The sequence below is a fragment of the Janthinobacterium sp. HH104 genome (assembly GCF_001758715.1).
In the GTDB taxonomy this organism is placed as follows: domain Bacteria; phylum Pseudomonadota; class Gammaproteobacteria; order Burkholderiales; family Burkholderiaceae_D; genus Janthinobacterium; species Janthinobacterium aestuarii.
In genome coordinates, this window is sequence record NZ_LRIB01000023.1 from 36,401 (window position 1) to 54,637 (window position 18,237).

Annotated in this window: 18 protein-coding genes and 1 riboswitch; of the genes, 8 read left to right on the forward strand and 10 right to left on the reverse strand. The window is 64.2% G+C overall.

Features of this window, described 5'->3' with window-relative positions; all coding sequences use genetic code 11:
• Position 1 precedes the first annotated feature (1 nt).
• From JAB6_RS07375 to JAB6_RS29260, 4 genes are all read right to left on the reverse strand, one after another.
• Positions 2 to 460 carry an acyl-CoA thioesterase gene (locus JAB6_RS07375; RefSeq protein WP_034750191.1) on the reverse strand — a complete coding sequence of 153 codons (459 nt, stop codon included), beginning with the start codon at positions 458 to 460 and terminating at the stop codon, positions 2 to 4.
• A gap of 83 nt (positions 461 to 543) precedes the next feature.
• Positions 544 to 912 (reverse strand): hypothetical protein, encoded by a 369-nt coding sequence (locus tag JAB6_RS07380; RefSeq protein WP_034749696.1) that lies wholly within the window; start codon positions 910 to 912, stop codon positions 544 to 546.
• 129 nt (positions 913 to 1,041) lie between these two features.
• A complete protein-coding gene (locus JAB6_RS29255) occupies positions 1,042 to 1,179 on the reverse strand; it encodes a hypothetical protein (RefSeq protein ID WP_162995739.1) in 138 nt (45 codons plus the stop codon).
• A gap of 240 nt (positions 1,180 to 1,419) precedes the next feature.
• Positions 1,420 to 1,593 carry a hypothetical protein gene (locus tag JAB6_RS29260; protein WP_175444514.1) on the reverse strand — a complete coding sequence of 58 codons (174 nt, stop codon included), beginning with the start codon at positions 1,591 to 1,593 and terminating at the stop codon, positions 1,420 to 1,422.
• Between the two features lie 138 nt (positions 1,594 to 1,731).
• Here JAB6_RS29260 and JAB6_RS07385 point away from each other — a divergent pair, with 138 nt between their 5' ends.
• The 3 genes from JAB6_RS07385 to JAB6_RS07395 all read left to right on the forward strand — a co-directional run bounded on the left by JAB6_RS07385 (position 1,732) and on the right by JAB6_RS07395 (position 5,246).
• On the forward strand, positions 1,732 to 2,964 hold the full coding sequence (locus JAB6_RS07385; protein ID WP_051991011.1) for a glycosyltransferase: 1,233 nt from the start codon (positions 1,732 to 1,734) through the stop codon (positions 2,962 to 2,964).
• Positions 2,965 to 3,153: 189 nt separating this feature from the next.
• Positions 3,154 to 4,137, forward strand: coding sequence for an EDSAP-1 family PEP-CTERM protein (locus JAB6_RS07390; RefSeq protein ID WP_034749700.1), 984 nt, complete (start codon positions 3,154 to 3,156; stop codon positions 4,135 to 4,137).
• 110 nt (positions 4,138 to 4,247) lie between these two features.
• Positions 4,248 to 5,246 carry an EDSAP-1 family PEP-CTERM protein gene (locus JAB6_RS07395; protein ID WP_254671510.1) on the forward strand — a complete coding sequence of 333 codons (999 nt, stop codon included), beginning with the start codon at positions 4,248 to 4,250 and terminating at the stop codon, positions 5,244 to 5,246.
• Positions 5,247 to 5,280: 34 nt separating this feature from the next.
• Here JAB6_RS07395 and JAB6_RS07400 read toward each other — a convergent pair whose 3' ends face one another.
• The 5 genes from JAB6_RS07400 to JAB6_RS07420 form a co-directional block, all read right to left on the reverse strand.
• Positions 5,281 to 6,381: a nitroreductase family protein gene (locus tag JAB6_RS07400; RefSeq protein ID WP_034749705.1), complete on the reverse strand. Its 1,101-nt coding sequence runs from the start codon at positions 6,379 to 6,381 to the stop codon at positions 5,281 to 5,283.
• Positions 6,382 to 7,251, reverse strand: coding sequence for a ThiF family adenylyltransferase (locus JAB6_RS07405; protein WP_034749708.1), 870 nt, complete (start codon positions 7,249 to 7,251; stop codon positions 6,382 to 6,384). It lies immediately after the preceding gene.
• Between the two features lie 82 nt (positions 7,252 to 7,333).
• Entirely contained in the window at positions 7,334 to 8,908 is a 1,575-nt protein-coding gene (locus JAB6_RS07410) for a methyl-accepting chemotaxis protein (protein WP_070302047.1), read from the reverse strand.
• 122 nt (positions 8,909 to 9,030) lie between these two features.
• The gene (locus JAB6_RS07415; RefSeq protein ID WP_010399555.1) at positions 9,031 to 9,228 is read right to left on the reverse strand and encodes a hypothetical protein; all 198 of its coding nucleotides are present in this window, start codon (positions 9,226 to 9,228) and stop codon (positions 9,031 to 9,033) included.
• Positions 9,229 to 9,323: 95 nt separating this feature from the next.
• The gene (locus JAB6_RS07420; protein WP_070302049.1) at positions 9,324 to 12,158 is read right to left on the reverse strand and encodes a pitrilysin family protein; all 2,835 of its coding nucleotides are present in this window, start codon (positions 12,156 to 12,158) and stop codon (positions 9,324 to 9,326) included.
• Between the two features lie 184 nt (positions 12,159 to 12,342).
• Positions 12,343 to 12,493, forward strand: a riboswitch (FMN riboswitch).
• A 95-nt stretch (positions 12,494 to 12,588) separates the two neighbouring features.
• Here JAB6_RS07420 and ribB point away from each other — a divergent pair.
• On the forward strand, positions 12,589 to 13,236 hold the full coding sequence (ribB, locus tag JAB6_RS07425; protein WP_046683947.1) for a 3,4-dihydroxy-2-butanone-4-phosphate synthase: 648 nt from the start codon (positions 12,589 to 12,591) through the stop codon (positions 13,234 to 13,236).
• Positions 13,237 to 13,240: 4 nt separating this feature from the next.
• On the opposite strand, the gene JAB6_RS07430 is transcribed toward ribB, so the two are convergent.
• Entirely contained in the window at positions 13,241 to 14,611 is a 1,371-nt protein-coding gene (locus JAB6_RS07430; RefSeq protein ID WP_070302051.1) for an MFS transporter, read from the reverse strand.
• Between the two features lie 115 nt (positions 14,612 to 14,726).
• On the opposite strand from JAB6_RS07430, the gene JAB6_RS07435 reads away from it, so the two are divergent.
• The 4 genes from JAB6_RS07435 (at position 14,727) to JAB6_RS07450 (ending at position 18,213) form a co-directional block, all read left to right on the forward strand.
• The gene (locus JAB6_RS07435) at positions 14,727 to 15,602 is read left to right on the forward strand and encodes a LysR family transcriptional regulator (RefSeq protein WP_070302052.1); all 876 of its coding nucleotides are present in this window, start codon (positions 14,727 to 14,729) and stop codon (positions 15,600 to 15,602) included.
• A 64-nt stretch (positions 15,603 to 15,666) separates the two neighbouring features.
• Positions 15,667 to 16,482, forward strand: a complete 816-nt coding sequence (locus JAB6_RS07440) for an ABC transporter permease (protein ID WP_070302288.1) — start codon at positions 15,667 to 15,669, stop codon at positions 16,480 to 16,482.
• 52 nt (positions 16,483 to 16,534) lie between these two features.
• Positions 16,535 to 17,545 carry an MlaD family protein gene (locus JAB6_RS07445; RefSeq protein ID WP_034749726.1) on the forward strand — a complete coding sequence of 337 codons (1,011 nt, stop codon included), beginning with the start codon at positions 16,535 to 16,537 and terminating at the stop codon, positions 17,543 to 17,545.
• Positions 17,542 to 18,213, forward strand: a complete 672-nt coding sequence (locus tag JAB6_RS07450) for a hypothetical protein (RefSeq protein ID WP_070302054.1) — start codon at positions 17,542 to 17,544, stop codon at positions 18,211 to 18,213. The genes JAB6_RS07445 and JAB6_RS07450 overlap by 4 nt, the downstream gene beginning before the upstream one ends.
• The last annotated feature ends 24 nt before the right edge of the window (positions 18,214 to 18,237 follow it).

Consider the following 18,237-nt stretch of genomic DNA (forward strand, 5'->3'; position numbering starts at 1 on the left):
TTTATTTCTTCGACACCTTCTGGCGCGACAGCTTGCGCAGCTTTGCCTGCTCGAAGCGCGCGTGCTGCTCTGGCGTCTCGAGCACCAGCGGCGGCACGGCCACCGGCTTGCGGTTGGCATCCACGGCCACCATCGTGAAGTAGCAGCTGTTGGCATGGCGCACCAGGCGCTGCTGGATGTTTTCCGTTACCACGCGGATACCCACTTCCATCGACGTCGTACCCGTGTAATTGATCGAGGCGAGGAACGTCACCAGCTCGCCCACGTGAATAGGCTGCAGGAACATCACCTGGTCCACGGACAAGGTCACCACATAGCTGCCCGAATAGCGGCTGGCGCAGGCGTAGGCGACACTGTCGAGGTATTTGAGGATGGTGCCGCCGTGCACGTTGCCGGAAAAGTTGGCCATATCGGGCGTCATCAGGACCGTCATCGTCAGTTCGTGGGCCGACCAGTTCATCGCGCTGTCCAAAGTGTTCTCCAAGGGGGAAATTAAAAGTGAGGGAAGATGTGAAAACCGGCCCCAGGGGCCGGTTGTGAGCCTTACAGGCCCAGGGTGTCGATGTCGGCCAGCGATTCGCGGCCCTTGTCGGAAATGTCGTGGCCTTCGCCTTCGGCGCGCGCCACGATGTGGGCTTTCTTGCCCAGGAAATACGCCACGTCCGTATCGAGCTTGGTCAGCGGATCGGTGGCGACAGCGCGCAAACCCATGATGCAGCGGCGCAGGAACAGCAATTGTTGTGCTTTCTCGGTGATGGACAGACGGCCATCGCGCGCATAGCTGAGCAGCTTCAGACCCGACAGGCGCTTGGCATTGCGGGCAACGCAAGCACTGGGGCGCTCGGTCTTGATGCCGCGTGCAACTTGCTCCAGCGCGTCATATTCATCGGTTGTTAATTTCTCGTTCTTCATTACTTTTCCATAAAAGGCCAGGTGTTCGGCCCCCATGGTACGCGCCCCGCTGCGCATCGGCAACAGGCAACGTGAATCTACCGCCGCCCGCCATGCGGCCAGGCGACGGAAACACGGGCGTGACGAGCGTTATTTGTAGCTGCGCAGCAGCAGCCATGCCAGGCCGCAACCAGCCACGGCGCCCGCCAGGGCCAGCGCCACGAGGTGTTTGCTGGTGATCACAGGCCGCCGGCCCAGGTAGATTTTGTTATGCAAGGAATTGCCCACGATGGTCTCCTGTACAAGAATTTTTATGATGTCTCATTATAAGAACAGAATCGTGACGGCCGCATGACACTCAGCAGTTGGAGCTTGATTTGTATCCGCTCGGCAACATTTATGCGCATTTTTGTTGTTTAAATGGCGTGCCTCTGGCGAGGCCCGCGCCTTCAATTTCCGATTGGAAATAAACATCGCGCGCGCCTGCCCGCCGCCACCCATGGCGCGGCGCCACGGTCCGAGAACCGTTCAATGCATTTTCACGGGCGGTGGTGGCGGCGTTGGTTCCTCGACCGGCACGGGGTCGATGTGCGGCGGCGGTTCTGGCGGCGGCTTGAGGGGATCGCCTTCGGGCGGTGGCGGTATATCGGGTTCGGGCGTGCTGTGCGCACGCAGCGGGGCAAGATGGAATTGTGGCTGCATGGTGGCCTCCTTTGCCCCACTGTAGCTGATGCAGCCAAATCCTGGCGCCCGCCATTGGCCCGCTGCAGGGGAACTAAACGGCGTGGCGCCACTCCAACTTCGCAGGCATCCCCTCCAGCACGAGTACAAGCGACCCCTATGGCGCGCAAGAAAATCCTCTTTATGGCCGAGGCAGTGACCCTGGCCCATGTTGGCCGTCCCCTGAGCCTAGCCCAGGGCCTGGACGAGGCAAAATACGAGGTGCATTTTGCCTGCGCCGATGGGTATGACTTTTGTTTCAAGCAAGCCCCGTTCCGCCGCTGGCGCATCGACAGTATTTCATCGCTGCAATTTCTGCAGGCGCTGGCGCACGGCAAGCCCGTGTATACGGAAAGCACCTTGCACGCGTATGTGGAAGACGACTTGCGCCTGCTCAATGCCGTCCAGCCCGACCTCGTGATCGGCGACTTCCGCCTGTCGCTGTCGGTCAGCGCGCGCCTGCAGCGCATTCCCTACATTACCGTCAGCAACGCCTACTGGAGTCCCTGGGTGCGCCAGCACTACACGGTGCCCAACCTGCCCCTGACGGGCGTGCTGCCCATCTGGCTGGCCGATCCCCTGTTCCGCCTGATCCGCCCGCTGGCCTTCGCTTCGCACGCCGTGCCCCTGAACCGCGTGCGCCGCCGCCATGGCTTGCCATCGCTGGGCAGCGACCTGCGGCGCATCTATACGGATGCCGACCGCACCTTGTACGCGGATATTCCGCAACTGTTCCCGCCGCACGGCATGCCGTCCACGCACGACTACCTGGGTCCCATCATCTGGGCGCCGCCGCTCGACTTGCCGGACTGGTGGCAGCGCCCGGAACTGAGCAGCGGACGGCCCATCATCTATGTCACCCTGGGCAGTTCAGGCCAGGGGCAATTGCTGCCGCGCGTGCTGCGCGCGCTGGCGCCCCTGCCCGTCACCGTATTGGCGGCCACGGCCGGCACCATCCGCGTCGATGCCGTGCCACCGAATGCCTATGTCGCGCCCTTTCTGCCGGGCGACGCGGCCGCCCGGCGCGCCAGCCTGGTGATCTGCAACGGCGGCAGCCCCACCAGCCAGCAAGCGCTGACGGCAGGCGTGCCCGTCATCGGCATCGCCAACAACCTCGACCAATTTCTCAACATGCACGGCATCGTGGGCGCCGGCGCCGGCCTGCTGCTGCGCGCCGACCGCTTCCAGGAAACCGCTCTGCGCCATGCCGCCACGCGCATGCTCGACGATGGCCGGGCCAAGCTGGCGGCGCGCCAGCTGGCCACGGCCATGCGCGACTATGTGCCCGCGCAACGCTTGCTGCCCCATATGCACGCCCTGCTGGGCTCGTTGCCACAAGGCGGACAGCCTTGAAAGGCTGGCGTCGGTTTTTCTTACAGCGCATCCGGCAAAGCTTGCACCGCGTCAACAAAAGCACGCCAAGTCATTGATTTTAAAAGAACCTCATGCGTTGGCATGGAAGTCGCTAGGTACTGGCCATGAGCACCTGCCGACAGGTCTCAGGCAAGACTTCCAGACTCACTCAACCATGAGGTGAATACAATGAAACTCTCGAAACTGAAACTGCTCCCGGCCGCAGCGGCATTGGCCATGCTGTGCGCCGCCGGTAGCGCACAGGCGGGCGCCTACGGCTATTCGTACAACAACATCTTCGGCCTGGTGATCGCCGTGCCGACGGGCCAGATCACGGTGGCCAACAGCACCACGATCTCGCGCAGCACGGCCACCCTGAATGGCGTGAGCGTCATCAATGGTGGCGCCGGCTCGCTCGATGCCCCACGCGCCAACGTCGGCCCCGTCATCAAGGGCGAAAACGACTTCACGCAACAAGGCCCGGCAGGCAACTATTCACGCGGCGATGCGCAAATCGTCAGCACGCAGTTCCCTTCGTTCCCGCCAGGCTCCACCTCCACCCAGGCCGTCAACGTGGCCGAAGCCCACCTTGACGGGCCTGCCGGCACGGCCGATGCGTCCGGGCGCAACGGCTCGACCACGGGTTTCTCGGTCGATTTCGTCGTCGGCTCGCCCACGGCAACCCTGAGCTTCGACTTCCTGGCGTCGCCCTTCATGCAGGTCTTCCTGCAAAGCACGGTCGGGCAGCTGTCCACGGCCACGGCCAACCTGGTCGTAACCTTCACCATCACGGACGCGGCCGGCGCGACGGTATTCAACTGGACGCCGGACGGCGTGATCGGCTCGGGCATCTTCGGCGGCACGGAAAACGCCGATGGCGCCAACCTGAACACCAGCCTGGCGACCAATTTCCTCACGCGCGGCAATCTGTTCACCTACGACCCTTCCGGCTGCGGCACGCCCACGGGCACCGGTGTGGGTACAGCGTGCGGCAGCAACTTCAGCTCCGTCAGCAATGCTTTGACGGCCGGCAACTACACCTTGACCTTGAATGCGGTAGAAAGCGTGGACTTGGTGAAACAGGCGGCGACACCCGAACCGGGCACCTTGGCCTTGCTGGGCCTGGGCCTGGCCGGCCTGGGCTACGCCCGCCGCCGCAAAGTTGCCGCCTGAACCAGGCAACAGGGGGGATTCACAGGCGAGGGAGTCTCCTCGCCTTTTTTTTATGCGGCAAGCCTGTCGGTTTTCCTTACAACGCGGCCGACCAGGAGATGAGGATTTTCATGACTACATTTTTATGCACCCGACTTTCAATGGCCCTGCTGGCCTTGCTGTTGCTGGCCGGCAGCGGCACTGCCAGCGCCGCCGCCTACGGCTATTCCTACACCAGCGTCTTTGGCCTGGTCATCAGCAATCCCACCGGTTCCACCACCTTGATCAGCAATATCGACCTGTCGCGCACCACCGCCACGCTCAACGGCAGCAGCGTCATCAACGGTGGCAGCAATGAGATCGACGCGCCGCAAGCGACACGCGGCGCCGTGACCAAAGGGCAAAATGATTTTACCCAGCAAGGCATGGGCAACGCCGCGTATGCGCGCGGCGAGGCACAAATCATCACTTCGCAAATTCCCCCGTTCCCGCCGGGCTCGACCAGTACGCATACGGTGAATGCGGCGGAAACCTTCCTGACGGGCGGCGGCAGCGCCGACGCCTCGGGACGCAACGGTTCCAGCACGGCCCTGGCCATCAATTTCGTCGTCGGCCAGCCGGGCGCAACCCTGGCCTTCGACTTCCAGGCCCTGCCCTTCATGCAGCTGTACCTGGACGCGCTGGCCGGCACGGGCTCGGCGGCCACGACGAATATGGCGATGACGTTCAGCATCATCGATGACAATGGCCAGATCGTCTTCAACTGGGCGCCCGACGGCAGCCTGGGCTCCGGCATCCTGGGCGGCACCGAACTGGCCGACGCCGCCAACCTCAATACGGGCTACGCGCAAACGCCGCTCACCAGCGGCAGCGTATTCACGTACGACCCCAGCGGCTGCGGCGCGCCCACGGGCACGGGCACCGGCAAGACCTGCGGCGGGCAATATGGCGCCATCACGGACAACCTGGTGGCGGGCAACTACACCCTCGTGTTGAACATGCTGAACAGTTCCGAACTGGCCTACGTGCCAGGCGTCACCCCGGTGGCGCTGCCCGGCACCTTGCCGCTGCTGGCGGCGGGCCTGGCAGCGCTGGCGTGCCTGGCGCCACGGCGCCGGCACCGGCACTGATGCTGACGCCGTGGCGCGCACGGCGTCACGCGCGCTACTGCCCCGTTGTGGGCGCCACCAGCAAGTCTTGCAGCGGACGGCGCAAGGAGCGTGCACTGGCCGCCGGCCCCGCACCGATGCGTCCGAGGAACACGGCCCGTTCGACCGCCGCCGCCCCCAGCACGCCTTGGCATTGCACGGCCAACTCCTGCGCCATTTCCTGCATGCCATCGGTGCGCGAAAAGGTGCGCCGCTCGCGCACATAGCGGGCAAAGATCAGCGGCGTCAGTTCCGGCTGCAATTGCAGTCCCAGCTGCGTGGCCGTCAGCCAGAAGCGCTGCATGGCACGGCCGGCCGCCACATAATCGTCGATATGGCGCGGCGGCGCATCGGCCAGCAGCGCGAAATGCGCGGCGCAATACAGGCCCGGCAGCAAGTCCATCTGCAGCCGCGGGGCAATGGTGCCGCCCAGCCAGGTATTGAAAAAATCCACGCGGCGCCAGCTGTGCATGACCCAGCGCATCAGGCGCGCCGTCATCGCATCGACGCCGAGCGCCTGCTCCGGGATGCGGTCGTTACTGAAGCGCGCGCCCCATTCGATCACGTCGCGGTGCACCTTGTGCGCTTCGGGCATGGTCAGGCGCAGCTTTGCATTGTCGAACATCAGCCGCGCGCAGGCCAGCCGCGCGCGCCCGCCCTCGAACCACTGCACGCCATAGCCGGACGGCAAGCTGGCCGCCAGCGCCGCCTTTTCGCTGGCGCGCAGGCTGCGCGTGCTGAGCCGCCGCCGCTGCACGCTGCGCTGCGGCAGGAAGGCCGCCAGCGGATCGGGCAGCATGCCGGGGCTGTCGATCAGGTGCACATCGAAGGTGGGCAGGGTATCGGGCATGGACAGGCGCCGGCGCGCTTCCATGCGCAAGCCGTGACAGCTGGCCGTCAGCGCCATGCTTTCAAGCAAGGCGCCCAGCGATAGCTGGCTGGGATGGCCGTCGAGGTCGTACACGCAGTGGCTGCGCGTATCGAAACCATGCACGACCACGTGCCGCGGGTCCACGACTTCAAAGCGCCACGGCTGCGTGTTGTCGCCGCTGGGCGCCCAGCGCGCTTGGTCGAGGATGCTTTCCAGCACGGGATCGTTCAACAGTGCTTGCGCCATTTATGCCCCCTGCGCGGCGCGTCGCCGCTTGATGATGGCCATCGTCAGGCGCTGCAACGGATGACGGTTGCCGCCGGGACGCCAGGTATGCACGAGCTTGTTGCGATAGGCGTCGAAATGCACACCGTGCGGCGCCGCCATCACCTTGCCGCGTTTCAACAAAATTTTCAAGGCTTCCGTGGCGGCCGCGCCCGCGCACAGCTGGCAGCCCATGATGGTCGACGGCCCGCGCCGCTCCTTCAGGTTGATGGCGGACGGGTCGACCAGGTAAGGACCGTGCAAGCCGGCCGGCGCCAGCCCGACGAGAAAGCGCAGCGCTTTTTCTTCTTCGGGCAAGTCGCCCCAGCCGAAATACTCTTCGAACGTCATGCCACCCGGCATGAAGCTGAGCACGGCCGTGCCCATGCCCAGCGGCGCGGCCGTGATGGCGGGAATGCCCAGGCGGGCGCACGTGGCGAAAGTGGCTTGGCGCGCGGGAAAGGCGAAGAAATCCAGGCCGTCCACGTACAGGTCGACACCGGCAAAGAACTCGGCCAGGTTGCTGTCGTGTATGCCGTCGGGAAACTGCTTGATGTCGAGTTCGGGATTGATGTCGCGCGCCATCTGCGCCAGCACGGCCACCTTGGGCTGGCCCAGGGTGGAGACCATGGCGCCGGCCTGGCGGTTGAAGTTGGCGATATCGAAGGTGTCGAAATCGGCGATGTGGAAAGCGCCGATACCCAGCCGCGCCAGGGTCAGCAAGTGCACGCCGCCGACACCGCCCATGCCGGCAATGGCCACGCGTTTGCCGCGCAAGCTGTTTTGCTCCGCCTGCGTGACCCAGCCCAGGTTGCGGGCAAATGCCGCGTGATAGGAAAAACCATCTGTCATGCTCACCTCTACTATGCGTCCGCTAAGGACCAAGAAGAATTTGACAGATGGTCAGGCGATAAGTTCCCGCTATGACGAAAACTTAGCGGGCCAGCCGGCGCTGGGCCGCCTGCGTCGGGCGCGGCGCCCCTGCCACTGCGCCCACCTTGAACACGCTGACGATCTGCGCCAGCCCGGCCGCCTGCTCGTTCATCGCCTGCGCCGCCGCCGACGCCTGCTCGACGAGGGCCGAGTTTTGCTGCGTCATGTTATCCATCTCGACGATGGCCTGGTTGATCTGCTCGATGCCGGCACTTTGCTCGGCGCTGGCCGAGGAAATCTCGGCCACGATATCGGTCACGTGCTGCACACTGGAAACGACTTTTTCCATCGTCTCGCCCGCCAGCGCCACCAGTTTTTCACCGGCACCCACTTGCTCGGCAGAACTGTCGATCAATTGCTTGATCTCCTTGGCGGCTGCGGCCGAACGCTGCGCCAGGTTGCGCACCTCGCTGGCCACGACGGCGAAGCCACGGCCCTGCTCGCCCGCGCGCGCCGCTTCCACGGCCGCGTTCAGGGCCAGGATGTTCGTCTGGAAAGCGATGCCGTCGATGACGGCGATGATGTCGCCGATCTTTTTCGACGAGGCATTGATGGCGCCCATGGTGTCGACCACCTGGCTCACCACGCCACCCGCCTGGCTCGCCACTTGCGAGGCGGAAATGGCCAGCTGGTTGGCCTGGCGCGCATTGTCCGCATTCTGGCGCACGGTCGAGGTCATTTCTTCCATCGTCGACGCCGTTTCTTCCAGTGAGCCCGCCTGCTGCTCCGTGCGCGCTGACAAGTCGTGGTTGCCCGAGGCGATCTCGCCCGACGCCGTGGAAATCGATTCTGCATCGGTGCGCACCTGGCTCACCAGATGGGCCAGGTTGTCGCGCATGGCCTTGATCGCCATCAGCAAACTCGACGTGTCACCGGGGCGCGTATCGATGTGCGTGGTCAGGTCGCCCTGGGCGATTTGCGCCACGATGGCCGCTGCATAGTCGGGTTCGCCGCCGAGCTGGGCCAGGATGCGGCGCAGCATCAGGGCCGCCAAGGCGCCCACCACCAGCATCAGCGCCCCGCCGATGGCCAGCAGCACGCCCGCCTGGGCCCAGAATTTGTGGTTGATGTCATCGATATACGTACCCGTGCCGATCAGCCAGTCCCACGGCGAAAATTTCACCACGGCATACATCTTCGCCACCGGGTCGGGCACGCCGGGGCGCGTGCCGTCCGCCTGCACAAGGCCGATGCGGCTGGCAGCCAGGGCCACGCGGTAGCGGTCACCCGACTGCTTCATGTTCTTTTGCGGCACGCCGATGCGCGACGCATTCGGATGCACGTACAGCAAGTCCGTGCTGAAATCGCGCACGAAATAATACATCTCGTCCTTGGCGAAGCTGCCGATGGCCAGCTTGGCCTGCTGCTGGGCCTGCTCACGTGTGAGCTTGCCCGATTGTTCCAGCGCATACGCCTTTTCCACGGACGCGTTGGCCAGCTCCACCAGCACCGTCAATTGCTCGACCCTTTCCGCCATCATGGTCTGGCGCAAGGAATACAGGGAAAATGAAGCGATGAGGACGATGCCCAGCAAGGTGCTGAAACACAGGAGGAGAATGCGCGAACGGAGTGTCATGGGTGCCTGGAAATAAATAGGAGAATTAATTGCCCAATGGAAATCTTTTCAGAAAAGCAAAACGGGCGGCGCTACCGGGCTGTGCCCGGCAGGCACCGCCCGCTGTAAGTTACTGTTGAAGGTCAGGCCAAGGCTTCCTTGGCCGCCTCTTCCGGCGTCAAGCCGTCGTAGAACTGGTCGGTAAACCACTCGACCTGCTCTTCGATGTGGTCCTGCGCCTGCGCCACGGTGGCGCCGCCAGCCACGAGGAAGCCTTCGACCTCGATACACCAGTTGATCAACTCCAGGGTTTCCGGATCGAGCTCTTCTTTCTTAGCCATCGTATTTCCTTGCTTGTTAAATTGCGATATCACATCAATAAGCGGCAGTTTAACAGCTTCGCCACGCTGCCGCCCATGCAGATCAAACACGAGGGTTACTTGGCTGCAACGTTTTTGCGTTCAGGATACAGCACCACCTGCACATAATTGTGCATGTCCAGGTAGCGTTGCGCCGCCAGCTTGACGGCTTGCGGCGTGATGGCGCGCACGCGCTGTTCGTAGCGCAGGATGTGCGCGGGGTCGCGCCCTTGGGTCACGGAACCCATCAACTGACTCATCCAGTAGCGGTTTTCGCGCAGCGACTTTTGCTGGCGCGTGATCCAGTTCAGCTTGACCTTTTCCAGGTCGGCCGCCGATGGCCCGTCCGTCTTCATCTTGTTGATTTCGGCAAAGGCGGCGGCGATCACCTTGTCCACGTTTTCGGGTCCCGTCGGCAAGTTCAAGGCCACCGAATAATGGCCATACGGGTGCTGGCCCATTGAGGTTTCAAAGCCGCCGCCATAGATCATGCTCATCTTTTCGCGCAGCACTTCGATGACTTTCAGGTTCAGCACCTCGCCCAGCGCCTGCAAGGTCAGCTTTTGCTCGTCCGAATACGCCACGTCGCCATTGAAGGTAATGGAAATCGTGCTCTTGGGCTCGCTACCCATGTAGATATCCTTCTTGACGACGCCGGTCACCGGGCGCATGCCCACGTCGCGGTAGGCATGCGGCACGTCGCCCACGGGCAAGGTCCCCAGATAGCTGGCGATCAGCGGCTTGATCTTGTCGAGCTCGAAGCTGCCCGCAAAGATGAAGGTCATGTCGCGCGCGCTGGAAAAGCGCTGGCGGAAGATGTCCAGCGAACGGTCCAGGCCCACCTTGTCGAAGTCGGCCACGCGCGGCACGCCGTCGACGCGCGGGTTGTCGCCAAACATGGCGTGCTGGATGGCGTCGTAAAACACGGCTTCCGGCTGCGCCATGCTGTTTTTCGCCAGGTCCTGCTGCTTGCCGATGAAGGACTGGTACAGGCCAGCATCCTTGCGCACGTCGTTGAAATACAAATACACCAGTTGCAGCATGGCTTCCACGTCGGCGCTGCTGGCCGAGCCGCCAAAGCCTTCGCTCAGCTCGCCCAGCGACGCGCCCACGTTGACCGTCTTGCCGGCCAACACTTTTTGCAAGTCCAGCGGCGCCAGATCTTTCAAGCCCATGCTGCCGACCACGGCGCTGGCATAGCGGGCGTTGTAGATGTCGGCGTCGCCAAACAGCGACTGGCCGCCGAAACGCGTCGAGCCCATCAGCACCTGGTCATTCTTGAAGTCCGTCGGTTTCAGCAGCACGCGCACGCCATTGCCCAGGGTCAATTCCGTCACGCCGATGGCGCTGTTCAACTTTTCCGAGACGATGCTGCCGCCGGCCGGCGGGCCATCCATCAGCTTGCTGGCAAGGACTTTTTCCGTGCGCGGCTCGACCTTCTGCTGCTCGGCCTTCGCCACGGCGTCGAGCAATTGCTGCTGCGTCGGGACGCTGGCGCCCGCTTTCGGCTCGGCGCCCATGAAGACGACCAGTTTCTTTTGCTGGTCGGGAATCACCTTGGCCACCGTCTCGTTGATTTCCTGCAAGGTTACCTGTGGCAAGAGCTCCTGCGCGTACAGCAATTCATTGGCGATGCCGGGGATGGCTTCCTGTTCCAGGAAGTTGCGCGAATACTCGGCCACGAAACCGGCCGAATCGGATTTGTCGCGTTCGCTGTAGGCGCGCTCGTAATTGCGCAGCATGTCCTTGCGCGCGCGGTCCAGTTCATCCTGGCTGAAACCGAAGCGGCGCGCCCGCTCATCTTCCTGCACCAGCGCATCGACGGCCGGCTGCACGCCGCCCTTGCCCAGCAATGCATAGGCGCTGAACGATTCATAGCCGCGCACCAGCTTGCCCATGCTGCTGCCGCCCTGGATGAACGGGGGATTGGCTTGCTGCGTCAATTCCTGCATGCGCGCGCTGAGCATTTGGCCATACAGGTTTTCGATCATCTGGCGGCGGTAGTCGGCGATGGTGACAGGCTCCTGCGCGGCGCGGATCGGATAGCGGATGAAGACACTGTCGTCCGGCGCTTCCTTGTCCGTGATCACCAGCGCTTCCGTCTGCGAGCGCTGCGGCACTTCCGCATACAGGCGCGGACGCGGTTTCGCGGGGTTTTTCAGCTTGCCGAAATGCTGCCGGATCAGCTTTTCAGCCTGTTTCGGCTCCACATCACCGACCACCATCACGGCCATCAGGTCGGGACGGTACCAATCCTTGTAGAAACGTTTGATGGCTTCCGGCTTGAAGGTTTTCAGCACGGATTCCTTGCCGATCGGCATGCGTTCCGCATAGCGCGAACCGTTCAGCAACTTCGGATACAGCACCTTGTTCATGCGGTCGCTGGCGCCCTTGCCCAGGCGCGCCTCTTCCAGCACGATGCCTCGCTCGCTGTTGATGTCGGCCGGGTTGAATTTCAAACCATGCGCCCAATCTTCCAGCACGAGAAAACCTTTTTCCAGGTTTTCCTTCTTGTTCGTGGGAATCGGCAGCACGTAGACGGTTTCATCAAAGCTCGTGTAGGCGTTCAAGTCGGCACCGAACTTCACGCCGATCGATTGCAGATATGAAATCAGCTCATTGCGCTTGAAATGCGTGGAACCGTTGAAGGCCATGTGTTCCGTGAAATGGGCCAGGCCTTGCTGGTCGTCGTCTTCCAGGATGGAACCGGCTTTCACCACCAGGCGCAATTCCACTTTCTGCGCGGGACGGGCATTTTTCTTGATGTAATAGGTCAAGCCATTCGGCAGTTTTCCAACGGTAACTTCTGGTGCCAGCGGCAGGGGATCGCTCAAACGGATTTCCGCCTGGGCCATGCAGGCGCACGCCAATAAGACGGCACCCGAGATCAGGCGTAATTTACTCAGCTTCATGTATTCTCAACGGTAAGATTCAGTAAGCGTACCTTACACTGAAATCCTGTTTCCGCCATTAAAAACAGCTTAGGAAAACTGCTTTCCCCAAGCAACTTTGCCGAATGACAAACTCAGCAGTGCCCCGCCCCTTTTGTTCAATTGTGCTAAAGTATTGCCGCCGGTCATGTGGACCGGCACAACAATACGTCTTCGGGGCGGGGTGCGATTCCCCACCGGCGGTAAGACCGGCAACGGTCAAGCCCGCGAGCGCCTGTCCAACTTCGTTTGGCAGGGTCAGCAGATCTGGTGCGACTCCAGAGCCGACGGTATAGTCCGGATGAAAGAAGATGTGCAGTAAACGCGATGTCCGCTCGACCTGTCGATGCGGCCGGCTGCGTCTATTCGCTTGCCCTGCAGCGTTTTTCGCCTATGCGAGGAGCGTTTCACCATGTTAGTCAACAGCTATACCCTGCTTTCCAACGACCTCGAAGGTCGCATCCAATCCGCCCTGGCCGCCATGCGCGCCGGCATCCCCGTCATCCTGCTCGACGATTTCGACCGTGAAAACGAAGCCGACCTGATCCTGTCTGCCGAAAAACTCACGCACGAAACCATGGCACTCTTGATCCGTGAATGCAGCGGCATCGTCTGCCTGTGCCTGCCGACGGACGTCGTCAGCGCGCTGGAATTGCCACCCATGTCGTCCGACAACGGTAGCCGCTACGGCACGCCGTTCACCGTGTCCATCGAGGCGCGCGATGGCGTCACGACGGGCGTGTCGGCCGCCGACAGGGTTACCACCATCCGCGCCGCCATCGCGCCGAACGCCAAGCCAGCCGACCTGGTGCGCCCCGGCCACGTGTTCCCCCTGCGCGCCGCGCCCGGTGGTGTGCTCGAGCGCCGTGGCCACACGGAAGGCTCCGTCGACCTGTCGCGCATGGCCGGCCTGAACCCGGCCGCCGTGCTGTGCGAGCTGATGAATCCGGACGGCACCATGATGCGCGGCGACGATATCGAACGCTTCGCCGAACTGCATGGCATGCCGATCCTCACCATCGAAGAACTGGTGGAATGGCGCAGCACGCGCGAGCAATAAACTGTCAGGCGGCGACGGTCTTCGGCAGATGCACGTGCCGGTAGACCAGGCCCGCCGCCAGGCCATACGCGACGGCAATCGTCGCGTAGGCCAGCGGCAAGCGCAGCGACCAGTCCTGCACCATGTGCAGGATGCTGCCGATCAGGGCCACGCCCACCAGCGCGCCGATTTGCCGGTTCGCATTCAGGGCGGCGGCGGCGCTGTTCGCATGCTGCTTGCCGGCCACCCGCATCACGGTGGCCGTCATGGCGGGAATGGCGATGCCGATGGCCACGTTCATGACGGCCGTGCCCAACGCCAGCAGCGCAAACGGCGTGCCCGGACGCAAGCCCATCAGCAACAAGGCCATGACGGCGCCTACCAGCAAGCCGGCCAGCATGGGCAAGCGTGTGCCATGGCGGGCCGCAATACTTCCCGCCATGAAATTGCCTACCGTATAGGCCGCCATCATGGGCAGCAGGCGCAAGCCCGACTGCAAGGCGTCGGCGCCGCCCGACTGCTGCAAATACAGGCTCAATAGGAACAGCTGGCCGAAGACGCAGAAATTGATCAGGAAACCCACGCCATTGGCCGCGCCGAAGCTGCTGCTATGAAACAGTGCGCGCGGCAACAGCGGATGGCTGCCGCTGCGCTCGCGCCGCAGCAATTGGCCGGCCGACAGCACCGCCAATGCCACCGCCGCCAGCACGCCGGGCGACAGCCAGCCCAGCACGGGCCCTTCGATCAGCACGAAACTGAGGCCCGCCAGCGCCGCCACGCCCAGCGCATGGCTGAACAGCGACAGATCGCGCGGCTGGCGCGCCGGCGCGGCCAGCAGCATTTGCGCCATGACGATGGCCAGCACGCCCAGCGGCACGTTCACCCAGAACACGCTGCGCCAGCCGAACTGGTGCACGAGGATGCCGCCGATCAATGGACCGGATGCACCAGCCACGCCCACCAGCGCCGACCACGCGCCCAGCATGCGCGTGCGCTCGCGCTCGTCGTCAAAGCTGTGCGTGAGCAGACTGAGCGAACTGGGCATGAACAGGGCCGCGCCCGCGCCCTGCAGCAGGCGCGCCGCCGTCAAGAAATGCCCGTCGGGCGCGGCGCCGCACAAAATCGAGCCGAGCAGGAAGATGCCCAGGCCGCCCTGGTACACGGCTTTCGGTCCGTAGCGGTCAGCCAGCGCGCCGCCGGCCAGCAGCAGCGCGGCAAACGTCAGGGTGTAGCCGTCGACCACCCAGACCAGGCCCGTCAGCGGAATGGCCAGGTCCAGCGCGATATCGGACAGGGCCACGTTGACGGCCGTGACGTCGATCATCGCCATGACGAAGCCGAAAGCCAGGGTCAGCAGGATCAAGCCGTTGGCGCGGTGCGGTGTAGGGGCAGACATGGTATTCCTTGCAGGGACAGCGGGGCAGCCATTATGCGAGCGTTGCATGATGCAGTAAACAGGCATAAACTCGGCACCTTGATGCAGAAATGCATCGCCAATCACAAGGAAACGGATGGACTGGGATAACGCGCGCATCTTTCTCGCCATCGGCCGTGCCGGCACCCTGCGCGGCGCGGCCGCCCTGCTGCGCATCGACCAGGCCACGTGCGGGCGCCGCCTGGCCGCGCTGGAAAGCTCGCTGGGCGCCACCCTGTTCCTGCGCACGCCGTCGGGCTACGTGCCCACGCCGGCCGGCGAGCTGGCGCTCACGGCCGCCGAAGCGATGGAGCGGGCGGCCGACAAGCTGCAGCGCGAGATGCAGGGCGTCGACAACCGTTTAAGCGGCCTGGTGCGCGTGGCCACCACGGACACCATGGCCAGCCATTTCGTCATCCGCGCCATGCAGCAGCTGCACGCGGCCCACCCGGACATCCGCATCGTGCTCAACGTGGCGCCCGCGCTGGCCAGCCTGACGCGGCGCGAAGCGGACCTGGCCGTGCGCGGCGTGCGCCCCACCGATCCGGACCTGATCTCGCGCCACCTCGTCAAGCGCAGCCTGGGCCTGTATGCGTCGAAAAGCTACCTGGCCGAACGGGGCGAGCCCGTGCGCGGCACGGCACTGGCCGGCCACGACATCGTCATCTACCACCATTCCGTGACGCCGCGCCATGGCGAGAAAATCGCCGGCGAATCCGTCGCCAACGCCCGGGTCGCCATGGAAGTGAACTCGGCGGCGATGCTGCAGGAAGCCACGCGCGCGGGCCTGGGCGTGGCCGAGCTGGCCACCCACCTGGGCGACATCGACCCGCAGCTCGTGCGCATCTGGCCCGAGCGGGCGGAAGCGTATGACGTGTGGCTGGTCATGCATGCGGACCTGAACCGTTCTGCCCGCGTGCGGGCGGCGGCCGACGCGATTATCCACAGCGTCGCCAGCGTGGCCGGTCAATAAAGGGCCTGCCGTGCACGGCTGCACAATCGCTTGTATCGAACGCATCCAATGTTAAGATGCCATGATGACCCTATCCGTCTCCCTCATCATCAGCCTGCGCCGCCTGCACCGGGCCACCATGGCCTGGCTGGTCAGCTGGTGGCGCATGCTGCATTTCGCCATCCTCGTGTTTTCGCTGGCCCTGTCGCCATCGAGCTATAACCGCGACAACCGCCCCATCCTCGCGCACCGACTCGTGACGAACACGGCGCCCAATCTCGTGTGGTTCAGCGTGGCCTGCGCGCTCGTCAGCCTGGTGCTGATACGCATCGTCGTCGTCAGCGCGCAAAGCTACGGCCTGTCGCGCTATGCGCTGGAAATGGTCGTGCGCGTGCTGGTGCTGGAACTGATACCGCTGACGGCCGCCCTGTTCGTCGCGCTGCGCCTGACCCTGCCCGACGGCATTGCGTTTGCACAAATGCGCTCGTCCGGCATGCTCGACAAGATGCAGCGCCAGGGCGTCGACCTGCTGCGCCGCGAATACTTTCCGCGCGTCATGTCCGGCATCTTCGCCGTGTGGATGCTGGCCATCGTCAGCTGCGTCACCTCGCTGATCCTCGCCTACATCACCATCTACGGCTTTACGCCGTGGGCGCTGCAAGGCTACACGCGCGTCGTGGGGCAGATATTCAATCCGGCCGTGGCGCTGATCCTGATGCTCAAAGTCATCTTCTTCAGCTTTGCCGTCGCCCTGATCCCGCTGGCCTCGTCGTACTATCCGGAAGAACCGCACGGCCGGCGCAACCGCCTGTGGGCCGCGCACGGCCTGTCCGAAATGCTGCGCCTGTTTTCCGTCATCCTGCTGGTCGAAGTGGCTTCGCTGATGGGCAATTACTACTGATGCCCGCCACCGCCCAGCTAACCTTGAACCACCCATACCAGAGCCAGAAGCCATGAGCCAACCTCAAAATCCCGACCAGACCGACGTCACGGCGCCCGACGCTGTGCTGCCCGCCCCGCCGCCCGTGCGCCACGCCGAACTGAAGGCGGCCATCCTGCTCGTCTTCATGTTCGTGCTGGTGGTCGGCTCCGTCGTCTACCTGATGTATGCGCGGGGCGCCTTCGAAGCCACGCAAACCCTGGTGCTGACGGCCGACGATTCGGACGGCGTCGGCGTCGGCGCCGACCTGACCTTTTCCGGCTTTCCCATCGGCCGCGTGCAGCGCATCGAGCTGGCGCCGGACGGCCGCGCGCGCGTCATCATCGACGTGCCGCGCAAAGACGCGCACTGGCTGCGCACCAGCTCCATCTTCACCCTGGAACGGGGCATCGTCGGCGGCGCCAAGCTGCGCGCCTACAGCGGCATCCTGACGGACCCGCCGCTGCCCGACGACGCCACGCGCGACTTGCTGGTGGGCGACATGGCGGCGGAAATCCCCCGCCTGCTGGCCGCCGCCAAGGACTTGCTGAACAACCTGGGCAACCTGACGGGCACCGATTCCGCACTCGACGGCACCATGCGCAACGTGCAGGCCGTCACCGGCAAGCTCAGCGGTCCGGGCGGCGCCATGGGCTTGCTGACGGGCGACGACAAGCAGTCGCGCCTGCTGATCGAACGGGCCAACGCCCTGCTGATCACGGCGGACCAGCTGGCGCGCCGCACGGATGGCCTGGTGGCCAATGCCGATACGCGCGTCTTCGGCGACAAGGGCGTGATGACGGATGCGCAGGCGACCATCGTGCAGCTGAACGCCCTGCTGGCCGATACGCGCAACAGCCTGAAAAAAGTCGATGCCGTGCTGGTCGAAGCGCAAGCCGTGGGCGCCAACGCCAAGGCGGCCACAGCCGACCTGGGCCCGCTGCGCGCCGATGTGGAAAGCAATCTGCGCAAGGTCGAGCAGCTGGTCAATGAAATCAACCGCAAATGGCCGTTCAAGCGCAATCCGGAGATCAAACTGCCATGAGAAAACTCAACGCCACCTTGTCCGCACTGGCCCTGACCACGCTCGCCGCCTGCTCCAGCGGCCCGCCCGTGCCGGACTGGAAAATGAATGCGCAAAGTTCCGTCGAACGGTTTCAAGCCGCATATTTGAATGGCAACGCCCTGGTCGAGCAGACGGAATTCCGGCGCGCCCGCAGCCAGGTCGCCGGCACGGGCAAGCTCGAACTCGTGGCGCGCATCGAACTGCTGCGCTGCGCCGCGCGCGTGGCCAGCCTGGCCTTCGAGGACTGCGCCGGCTTTGACGCCCTGCAGGCCGACGCGACGGACGCCGACCGCGCCTATGCGGCCTACCTCGCAGGCAAGGCGCAGGCGGCCGACGCCGCCCTGCTGCCGGAAGCGCAGCGGGCGGCCGCCAGCGCCAGCTCGGATACGGCCGCCGCCAGCGCCGTGGCCGCCATCAAGGACCCGCTGTCGCAGCTGGTGGCGGCCGGCGTGCTGCTGCGCTCGGGCCGCGCCACGCCGGAGCTGCTCGATACGGCCGTGGCCACCGCCTCGGACCAGGGCTGGCGCCGTCCGCTGCTGGCATGGCTCGGTGTGCAGCGCCTGCGCGCCGAACAGGCGGGCGATGCCCAAGCGGCGCAGCGCATCGCGCGGCGCATGGCGATCGTCGAGCAGCCACTGGCTCCTTGAGCGTGCCGATGACGGCCCAAGGCA